Here is a 9,137-nt window from a genome sequence, read left to right as displayed (position 1 = left end):
CTGGGACGCCGGAGCATGTGGAACTGGAGGCGCGTGTCGGAACCGAGCCCCGACAGCAACCGCTGCCAGAGCCCGAGCACCCGGTCGATCTGCTCAGGCGTGCGCCCGTCCACTGCGGCGGGCCGGATCCGGCCCGCCGCGACCAACTCGCCCGCACGGGTCAGACAGGTGCGGCCATCGTCGAGCCAGCCCCAATAGGGCAGCTCTTCGGCCAGCGACCCCGCCGCCTCGTAGGCCCGGCGTTCCTCCGCGACCCTCACTTCGAGTCCGTCCGGATGCGGAGATGCCAGGGCTCGTCCGCCCACTTGCCCGGATCGAACCGGGCCGGATAGCGGGCCGCCGCGCGGAGGACCGCGAGCATCGCCGGGTCCCTCCGGCCCGCGAGCCAGCCCGCGCCGTAGCAGCCCGCGAACACCAAGCCGCCCGCCACGAGCGAGGCCGTCGCGTTCCACACCGCGACCGCAAGCGTCGCGCCCAGCAGGAACAGACGCCGCTCCACGCCCAGCACCGTCAGCGGGCGGTTCAGTGCCGCGTAGCCCGCCCAGCGCGTCAGACCCCGCATCAGAACAGCCAGCCGAGGAAGTTCACCGCGCCCACGGCCATGCCGATCCCGAAGATGATCCCCGCCAGCGTGCGCTTGCTCCCGCCCTCGCCGAACGCGAACATCAGCCCGCCCACCACGATCGCGATCAGCGACAGCCCCCGCGCGATCGGTCCCGTGAACTGCGTCTGAAGCTCGTTCACCGCGTCCACCCACGGACTCGTGCCCTGCGCCGTCAGCGCACCGGGCGTCAGCATGAGCAGCACGGCCCACGCGGCTCCCCGCATCGTCGTCAGCAACGTTCTCATCGTTTCCTTCCTTTCCCTGAAGGGTTCAATGGGCGACGGTCTCTCCGACGCCCCGGCTTGCCGCGATCCGTTCGCGGATCCACTGGTCGATCTCTGCCTCGATCCAGCCCTGCACGCGCTCGCCCAGCGCGATCGGCTGAGGGAAGATCCCCTGTTTGACCCACCTTCGGATCGTGCTTCGCGAGAGGCTGGTCCGAGCCTGCACTTCCGACATCCGCAGGAAGCGGGTCGGCGGTCCCATTTGCTGTTCGGGGTTCTCGGTCATGCTTCTCCTCCTGGTCGTGCCTCCCCGTTCGCGTTGATGGCGTCCGCTACGAAGGGCGAGGGGGGAGGATCCCGGGCACCACCTGTCTCCCGGCCGTGGTTGCCGATGAACGCCGGAACCCGGTCCGCCGTCCTGAGCGACCGCGCACATCCGGCCTCGATCCGGCGCGGCAGACCCGGATTGCCCAGTGCCCGCTTGCCCAATGGCGAAGGCCTCAGGCCCGGCCATTCGCGAAACGCGTTCACCCGCGATTTGAATAGCTCCTCCAGCGTTGCCATGACCGCCGTTTCTTCTGCGTCGATGCCCATAACGGTGAATGCGTGTTTTCAAGAGCGTCAACTGCTGATAGATCGGCTAAGTGGTTATGGGGTATCATGATGGGTCATGTTGGGTCAGGCTCTTCGGAAGGCTCCGCCAATGGGGCGGCGAAACACCCCCGTTGGAACTCCAGAAGCGCCATGGGAAGCTCGGCCACACGGTCGGCCCCGGTGGGGCGGAACATGGCCGGAATGGCCGGAAGGGAGGACCGGAGAGACGGGTTGGTCCGTCGTACATCGTGGGCAGGGACACATGGCGGCGGGCGGGGGCCGGGCCGTTCGCTCCCGAGAGTCGCTACAGTGCGGACTCCCCATATATTGATTGGACCGCTTCGACTTGCGACGGAGAACGCGAACGCGATGATACAGCCTGCCTTGGGCGGATCCATGGAGCATGCCGAGGCCACGCCGTTACGGGGGGACGACCTGCTGCACCTCGGCGACCGCGCCGCGGTGGTCCGGTCGCTATCCCGCCTCGTGCGCTCGGATCGGCTCCCGCGCATCCCCCGGGGAGTCTACATGCCGGTAGGGGCAGCTAACCCATGAGTCGCCGCGAGCGGCTGGTCCGGACCATCCTCGGGGGCCGCTCGGACGCGAACATCCGATTCGATGAACTTCGGGCGCTGATGCGGTATCTTGGATTCGACGAGCGCGTGCGCGGCAGCCACCACCTATTCGACAAGGAAGGGGTCGTGGAGATCGTCAACCTCCAGAGGCGGGGCGGCCATGCCAAGCCCTACCAGGTGAGGCAGGTTCGGCGGTTGATCCTCAAGTACAAGCTGGGAGCGGACTGATGTTCAAATACGAGATCATCCTCTACTGGAGTAACGAGGACGAGGCGTTCGTTGCGGAGGTGCCGGAGTTGCCCGGGTGCATGGCGCACGGTGCCGACCAAGAGACTGCGCTCGGCAACATCAAGGAAGCGATGCAGTTCTGGATCGACCGGGCGCGGGAGTTGGGGAGGCCTGTCCCGGAGCCCAAGGGCGAGCGCCTCATGCTCGCCTGACGGCGCAGACTGGTCAACCGCGTGCGAGGGGGTGCCCGGATTTTGCTTTGGCCCGGCCTATCGTGCTGGGACTCCTTCAGCCGTCCTCGAATCCTTGGGTCTCGAACCGGAGTGTGCGTGCGTTTTCGGTAACCGTTCGCACAACATGGTCCGGCGCGCCATCCGGTAGCTCCGCCTCGATCTCAAGCGTTAGTGAAACCTTGGAGCCGACCAGACCGCTGAGATGGGAGACCACCTCCTCGGCGACCTGTCCCACGACCTTGCCTGCCCGGATCGGATCGATGCCCACGCTGCCGTGGAACCGTATTGGGCGAGCGCGCGTTTCCGATCCGGTCTCGTTTCCGGCTCCCGCCTGCGTGTCAGTGCCGTCCCCGGCGTCCTCCGTTGCTGTTTCCTGAGTCGGCGGTGTCGGCCTTTCCGCATCCATCTGCTTCCGGGCGATCTCCGGGCGAACGACCAAACCTGGACCATCGGCGGGCAGGGGAGACAGGGCCTGGCCCGCACGAAGCCCGAGGTATCGTCCCTGGTCCTCATCGTAGCCTTCGGCGTAGGCGAAGGTCTCCGTCTGCCAAGTGATCAGATTGACTCCCTCCCTAACCGCTTCCACGATCACCGAGGGATCCTCTACTCGTTGCAAATACGGGTATCGCGAGTAGTGGTCGGCCAACTGGCGAATCTCCACATGGTTCTGCCACAGGGGAACACGATCCAGATCCATCCGCAGCCGGGTACCCCCGTAGCTCGTCACGAGTAGCTCCTCGCGCCGCAGCCTGGCGCTCGCCCGGACCGCCAACTCGCCGGTTCCCGTCAAGCGAAGCGCCTCCCAACTCACCTCGTCCGCCGGCTTGTCCTGGATCGGGGCCAGCAGCCACAGAAAAACCTCCGGGAGCTGGCCCTTCACCCGCCCGTCCTCTGCCTTTAGGCGGTTCTCGGCCTGATTGGACTGGAACGGGTCGAGATTGAGGACCTCCTTCTCCCGGACAATCGACTTCCACGCCAGATACAATCGAACCGCGCTCTCCAAGTCCTGGAGTCGGGTCTTGTCCGGCGCGAGAAACACGACCGCGTTCCGGCAGAGGCGGGGGGCGGTCCCCCTGGAGTCGAGCAAGTGCCGAGCCGCCGCCTCCGCTGGGCTCTTGCCGCCCTTGATGTAGAACGCGTCCGTACCGAGGATGGCGAGCCGTACGCTCGGGTCATCGGGAACGTCCGCCGCCTCCCGCGGGAAGCAGTGAACGCCGTGGAAATCTGCCCGCTTCGCGGCGTCTGCCTGCACCCGGCGCTTGATCTCGTCGGCGACCTTGTCGGGATCGCGCTCCAGCTGGGCCGCCCTGTCCATCGCAAGCTTGGTAACGGTGGGCTGCGTGTCGTACCAGACACGGGGGCCGTCCTGGTACAGGTAGGTCGCCGCTCCGGACAGGCGGCGTAGCGCATCGCCAAAGATCGCGGGCGACTCCCCGGGAAGCACGCAACCGAGCTTCACCCTGCGGTCGTCCATCCCCTTTCTCGCAGCCTCCTTAAGGGGGGCAGACCCCAAGTAGACGGTTCGGGCGACGCGCCGACATGCATTCAGTTTGCCAAGATTGCTGTACTGCCCGTCCATGCGGAGGGGCAGAGAGTTAGCACCGTCCACATCCGATTCGATGATCGGCACCCATCGGTCCGGGAGGTAACTCGTAAGCTCGGACTGCACTCGCGGATCGTCGATCGGCACTAGGGACGGCATGATGAGGGGACTCTTGTCCCCCTTCTCCCACAAGCTGTGAATGACGGCCGCCATCAACCGCAAGACGCCTCGCGTGCGCTGGAATCGGATCAGGGTGGACCAATCTTCGTAAAGCCGGTCGAACACCTCCGGGTGGATTGGGTACGCCTCCTTCAATCGCCGCTCGTACTCGCCGTCCCGGCACTCAACCGGAAACTCCTGGTGTTGCCGTCGATAGAAATCCCCGAAGGCCCTCGCGACGACATCGCGCTGCTTGTACGCCTCGCCGGTCATGGGTGCGAATAGACGTCGCTTCACGATGGCAAAGCCCTCTTCGGCCGTGGCGGGATGCCATGCGGACTCCAGCCGGCCAACTACGTTTCCGAGCCGATCCAGCGCTTCGCGACCGCGCACCCCGCCGACCTCCACATCGTCGGCCCGCGTGTGCGGAGAACCCGCCGTGTCCGATGCCGGCAGACTGATCACGAGGAGGCAGTTCGATGCCGCTTTGGCCGATTCCGTTAGGGTCTGGGCGAACGTGAACTGTGTCTCGAAGCTGCCGGCCGGAAGGTCGCTACGGTCGTGAAGCTGTCTCGCGTAGGCCACCCACTCGTCGATCAGAACCACGCACGGACCGAAGGTGTTGAGCAGGCCGCGAAGGGCGTCGCCGGGGCTCGTCCCCTTCTCGTCGTCGGCCGCGATACGGGCGTACGCGTCGCGTCCGCCAAGCTGCCAGGCGAGTTCTCCCCAAAGCGTTCGGACCACAGTGCCGTCAGGCTTTCGGTCCGGTCGCGCGGGCGAGATCTTGTTGCCGACCAGAACGACCCGCCGAACCTGCGGCAGTCCCTCTACCTTGGCCTCGGCCATGAGTTCATCCACACCGGCGAGGCTCGCTGGCGACGTGCCCGAGAACAAGTGGTACAGGGCAAGCATCGAGTGGGTCTTGCCCCCGCCGAAATTGGTCTGAAGCTGGATGACCGGGTCGCCCGTGCCCGACGTAACGCGCCTGACGGCCCCGACAAGCATGCCGCGCAAACTCTCTGTCAGATAGGTGCGCCGGAAGAACTCCTCCGGGTCGCGGTACTCGGCAGCGCCTTCCCCCATGTAGACCTGCCAGAGATCGGCGGCGAACTCCGCTTGGTTGTATCGACCAGTCGCCACGTCCTGATGGGGCACAACCACTTCCCTCCAGGCGGGAAGAGACGACGACGCGCCGATCTTGAGAGCCGTCTGGGCACCCCGCCGCCGCTCCTGACGGGCTTGTTCGTTGAACCGCAGCCGAAGCAACTCGTTCCTCATCTTGTCCGCTTCGGTCGCTTCGTTGGGTGCCGAGATGGCCGAAAGCAGGCGATGCGTTGAGTCGAGAATGCGCTGAGCGTCCTCGGTGGAAAAGCTCCTCTGGTGAGCCCACCGATTCCGAGCGTCGCGGAGTTCAGACACGTAGTTGCGCTCCGCGTGGCCCAGAGTTGTCCTGAAGACTGCGTTCCACGATTGCCAAATCAGCATGAGTAGAGCGTGGGCGTCCCACTCAGGGATCGGCCGGCCGGCCAGCTTGTGGTTGTCCAGATAGCGTAACGTCTCGCGGGCCGGGTTGGGTCCGGGGTGGGCGGACTTGATCTCGCGTTCGACGAAGGCTCCCAAGCCGGTGCGGAGAAGCTCCATCGCCTTGCCGACGCGTTCGTGGTTGGTGATCGCCATATGTCCGATTAGGTGGTGGAGGTAAGCCGTAAGGCGAGTCGTTCGATCCCGTCCATCATGGCATGAAAGCTCGGTGATCGGTTTCGCTCGCGGGTAAGGTGTTCGGCGAGGAGACGCGCACCGGACACTTTCTGGAACTGCGGGACCAGCTTGGCCAGCGCTTCGGCCGGATGGGCTACGGCGTCAGGCTTGCGAAAGCGCGCTCTGGAGCCGATCCCGCGGAGGGATTCCTTCTCGAACGCTTCGGCCAGCGCGTCCGGCTCGGCCAGATACCAGGCTTCGAGTTCCTGGCAGGCGATACGGACCAGCCAGTCTTCCTCCGGCCGGTCCGAGCAAATTCCGCTAAGGTGGTCCTTGAGACGGAGACAGTCCCCACGGTCGTTGTCCCTCACCACGATGAAACGGACACCGGGTTCCCGCCAGCCGCGCATTTTCCTGGGTATGCTCTTTTCCAGATCAGCCTTTCCGTCGTGGGGCACGCACTGAAACAGCAGACCGGGGAACAGCCGAGGGAGGAGCCCGTCCAGCAATGCCTGCATCGAGTATTCTTCGAGCAGGAATACCACTCGAGTCATCGCGGCCCGGCACCCTTGAACAGTCCCTGCTTCCAAAGCGTGCCCAGCTTGTCACCCTCGTGAACGAGGTTCTGTAGCAATTCATCGGTGGACGCCCGCCGCACGGTCGTATAGCCATTCTCCTTGGCCAGCCAGAACACCTCGTCCAGCCCGGCACCGTTCAGGAAGTAGGGGGAGTGCGTCGACACGAAGACCTGGCCGCCACGTCTCGCGTAGTCCCGAAATTCCTCGACCAGTTCGATCAAAAGATCCGGGTAGAGCTGGTTCTCCGGTTCCTCAACCGCGAGAAGCGGATGCGGCTTGGGGTCATAGAGGAGGATCAGGTACGCGAACATCTTGATCGTTCCGTCACTCACGTAGCGAGCGATGAACGGATCACGGAAGGCGTGGTCCTGGAACCGGAGCACCAGACGGCCATCCTCCGTTGGCTTCGCCTCCACCCGGCTGACGCCCGGGACCCGCATGCCCATCGCCTTGAGGACCCGGTCGAAACAGTCAGGATGGTGCTGGAAGAGGTATTGGGCGACCTGGGCAGCGTTGTCGCCCCTGGTTGAAAGGTGCTCTGCGTACCCCGCCTCCACACTGGGTCTCGCATCCGAGATATGAAAGTTCGAAATGTGCCAGTTCTCGATCAGGCTCCGGAACTCCGACACCACCCGGAAACGACGGAACTGCCCCAGTCCCTTGATGGCCAGCACGCTGGGGTCGTCCAGCTTGTATTCCTCGCGTTCCGCCTGCACACCCTCCTGCCCGTACACCGACTCGTTGGTGATCGCGGATCCCTCTCCACGGCTGAAGTCGACGAAATGCCACGGCTTCCCATACCTCCCTCGGCGATAGCGGAGTATCTCGCGGGCGACGACGATCCGCCCGTCCTGTGTATCGATCTCAAGGATGTAGGTCGCGAGCCGCCCGCCACTCTCTCGAAACTGAACCGTGATCCCGATCGGCCCTTCGCAGCCGCGCGACACCAGCTCTCCGAAGCCGCCACGACGAGCCACCGCGGTCGCCACGTTGTGGGTCAAGGAGTCCTTCAGGAAGCTGAAGACATCGAACAGGGTGGATTTGCCCGAACCGTTGGCTCCCACGACAATCGTGAGCTGGGGGAGATTCCCGAGCTTCGCGTCGCGGAACAGCCGGTAGTTTCGTATCTCGATATTCTCGATACGCATGTCCCGGCCTCCGCTCTGGCGGATCTCGTCGCTCACGAACTCTTGTCCTCGTTACTGGCATCGAACAGCCCCGTCTGCTTTTCGGGGACCTCGGCGCTGGCCAGCCGCCTGATCTCGGACCAGCCCTGAACCAAGCTATTGTATTGCAGCGCTTCCGGGGCGCGCTTCTTCCGTTCCGAGATGGAATAGAGCCTGTAGGCCAAGTCGCGCGCGACATCGGCGACGCTGCCGAGGCGCCTGACGAGACCTGCCGCCGCCTTCTCCCCGCCAGACTCGAGGAGCCGAATCAGGTGGTGGACCATCTCCCAAGTTGTGAGCCGAGTGTCGTCGGACGGATCCCATTCGGAGAGCAACTCGGAAGGCCTGAACAGACGGACCTTGCCCCCGCGAGACTCGAGGATGCCTGCCTCCACCAACCCGCTCACGCTGGTGTTCTTGGCCTTGGACAGCGTCTCCGCCACTCCGAATTCTCCTTCTTCGAAGCCACTCTCCTCGAACCAAGCAAGCGCCCATCGGGTGTCGGCGTCGAAGTCGCCTTCCTGCTCAGCGAGCGATTCGTCGAGGATCTGGTTGATCATCGCCAGCGCCTCGCGAACTTTCATCGGCTCTCCTTTGGCGTCGAGCACCTTCCCGTACCGGGTGTATACGGCCATACCCGGCCCGATGGCGGCCTGGGCGAGGTCAACGGGGGCGATGTTGCCGGATCGCATGACCGCCAAGGCGGTGGGGAGTTCGGAGCGGAGGGCGGTGAGGAATTCGCGGCGTGTGGCGAGAGGGGCATCGGCGGGGCGGCGACGGCAGACGAGAACGATGCTGGACGCGAGCGCGGCTACGTTCTTCTTGAGGTTGCCCGTGTATTCCGTTCGCATTGGCCAAGTTCCTGTAACGCTGAAACCTGCCCTAATCACGGCGGCCAAGAACGTCTCCCAACCAGTGCTCGTGCTCGCTCCACTAGCTCTCTTTTCTGCCTGCTTGAATGCGTAGTAGATGGTGACTGGAAGCGCGGAGTGGGACTGCCGGGCGAGTCGCCCCATGGCTTGGGTCATCCCGTTGAGAAAAAACTCTTCCGCCCTTTCTTTTGTTTCGTGACGATAGGGAGTCGCAACCAACTCTTCAGCCTTCGGCACGGCGAGAGTCGCGAAGAGGCCGGGAAACACGGGCCTCAGCGATCGGCGAAGCCAGATGTAGAAAAAGTCGGAAAGGTCGGCGTATCCGATATTGTCGTAGTACGGGGGGTCCGTGGAAACAACCTTGTAGCGACCGTCCGACCGCGTCGCGGCATCGGCCTGAGATCCAGTACCCGGAACGCCTATGCCCAATTTCTCGATCATCTTTGCCGCCTGTTGGACGCCCAACAAAGCGTTGCCGGACGAGGAGCTGAACGGATTGGTCTCCGTGTAATCCCATACCATCGGAAGAGCTTGGCGTCCAAAGGTAGAAACCAGCTTCTGGGCTCCGGTGTGCCAAGCACAAAGGGAGGACCAATAGTTGGCACCCTTGTCCACCGCGAATGCCAGATACACGCCGACAGCCTCGGCATACGCCCTCGCGCC

General features: G+C 64.3%; 10 protein-coding genes. 2 read left to right on the top strand and 8 right to left on the bottom strand.

All coding sequences use genetic code 11. From position 1 onward, the window contains the following. The 4 genes from OXU32_07835 to OXU32_07820 all read right to left on the bottom strand — a co-directional run. Positions 1 to 260: hypothetical protein (locus OXU32_07835; protein MDE0073877.1), on the bottom strand; the 260-nt coding region annotated here is incomplete at its 3' end. Next, on the bottom strand, positions 257 to 562 hold the full coding sequence (locus tag OXU32_07830; protein MDE0073876.1) for a VirB3 family type IV secretion system protein: 306 nt from the start codon (positions 560 to 562) through the stop codon (positions 257 to 259). The genes OXU32_07835 and OXU32_07830, both read right to left, overlap by 4 nt. After that, positions 562 to 849 carry a TrbC/VirB2 family protein gene (locus OXU32_07825; protein ID MDE0073875.1) on the bottom strand — a complete coding sequence of 96 codons (288 nt, stop codon included), beginning with the start codon at positions 847 to 849 and terminating at the stop codon, positions 562 to 564. The genes OXU32_07830 and OXU32_07825 overlap by 1 nt, the downstream gene beginning before the upstream one ends. A 25-nt stretch (positions 850 to 874) precedes the next feature. Continuing rightward, positions 875 to 1,114, bottom strand: coding sequence for an AlpA family transcriptional regulator (locus OXU32_07820; GenBank protein ID MDE0073874.1), 240 nt, complete (start codon positions 1,112 to 1,114; stop codon positions 875 to 877). Positions 1,115 to 1,973: 859 nt separating this feature from the next. On the opposite strand from OXU32_07820, the gene OXU32_07815 reads away from it, so the two are divergent. After that, on the top strand, positions 1,974 to 2,225 hold the full coding sequence (locus OXU32_07815) for a type II toxin-antitoxin system HicA family toxin (GenBank protein ID MDE0073873.1): 252 nt from the start codon (positions 1,974 to 1,976) through the stop codon (positions 2,223 to 2,225). Further along, the gene (locus OXU32_07810; GenBank protein MDE0073872.1) at positions 2,225 to 2,437 is read left to right on the top strand and encodes a type II toxin-antitoxin system HicB family antitoxin; all 213 of its coding nucleotides are present in this window, start codon (positions 2,225 to 2,227) and stop codon (positions 2,435 to 2,437) included. Before OXU32_07815 ends, OXU32_07810 begins: the two co-directional genes overlap by 1 nt. A 76-nt stretch (positions 2,438 to 2,513) precedes the next feature. Here OXU32_07810 and OXU32_07805 read toward each other — a convergent pair whose 3' ends face one another. The 4 genes from OXU32_07805 to OXU32_07790 all read right to left on the bottom strand — a co-directional run. Continuing rightward, entirely contained in the window at positions 2,514 to 5,837 is a 3,324-nt protein-coding gene (locus tag OXU32_07805; GenBank protein MDE0073871.1) for a Swt1 family HEPN domain-containing protein, read from the bottom strand. Positions 5,838 to 5,845: 8 nt separating this feature from the next. After that, positions 5,846 to 6,412 (bottom strand): DUF4276 family protein, encoded by a 567-nt coding sequence (locus OXU32_07800; protein MDE0073870.1) that lies wholly within the window; start codon positions 6,410 to 6,412, stop codon positions 5,846 to 5,848. Next, on the bottom strand, positions 6,409 to 7,584 hold the full coding sequence (locus OXU32_07795; protein MDE0073869.1) for an AAA family ATPase: 1,176 nt from the start codon (positions 7,582 to 7,584) through the stop codon (positions 6,409 to 6,411). The genes OXU32_07800 and OXU32_07795 overlap by 4 nt, the downstream gene beginning before the upstream one ends. 32 nt (positions 7,585 to 7,616) lie before the next feature. Further along, the coding region (locus OXU32_07790) for a hypothetical protein (protein ID MDE0073868.1) at positions 7,617 to 9,137 on the bottom strand (1,521 nt) is incomplete at its 5' end.

This window comes from Gammaproteobacteria bacterium, from assembly GCA_028819075.1.
Classification (GTDB): domain Bacteria; phylum Gemmatimonadota; class Gemmatimonadetes; order Longimicrobiales; family Gaopeijiaceae; genus BD2-11.
The sequence above is the reverse complement of the archived record's forward strand: the minus strand, read 5'-3'. Positions and strand labels throughout refer to the sequence as shown.

Excerpts from the sequence above, each read along its gene's own strand:
- OXU32_07830 (MDE0073876.1), bottom strand. The coding sequence starts at position 562 with ATGCGGGGTCTGACGCGCTGGGCGGGCTACGCGGCACTGAACCGCCCG.
- OXU32_07810 (MDE0073872.1), top strand. The coding sequence starts at position 2,225 with ATGTTCAAATACGAGATCATCCTCTACTGGAGTAACGAGGACGAGGCG.
- OXU32_07825 (MDE0073875.1), bottom strand. The coding sequence starts at position 849 with ATGAGAACGTTGCTGACGACGATGCGGGGAGCCGCGTGGGCCGTGCTG.
- OXU32_07800 (MDE0073870.1), bottom strand. The coding sequence starts at position 6,412 with ATGACTCGAGTGGTATTCCTGCTCGAAGAATACTCGATGCAGGCATTG.
- OXU32_07815 (MDE0073873.1), top strand. The coding sequence starts at position 1,974 with ATGAGTCGCCGCGAGCGGCTGGTCCGGACCATCCTCGGGGGCCGCTCG.
- OXU32_07795 (MDE0073869.1), bottom strand. The coding sequence starts at position 7,584 with ATGCGTATCGAGAATATCGAGATACGAAACTACCGGCTGTTCCGCGAC.
- OXU32_07820 (MDE0073874.1), bottom strand. The coding sequence starts at position 1,114 with ATGACCGAGAACCCCGAACAGCAAATGGGACCGCCGACCCGCTTCCTG.
- OXU32_07805 (MDE0073871.1), bottom strand. The coding sequence starts at position 5,837 with ATGGCGATCACCAACCACGAACGCGTCGGCAAGGCGATGGAGCTTCTC.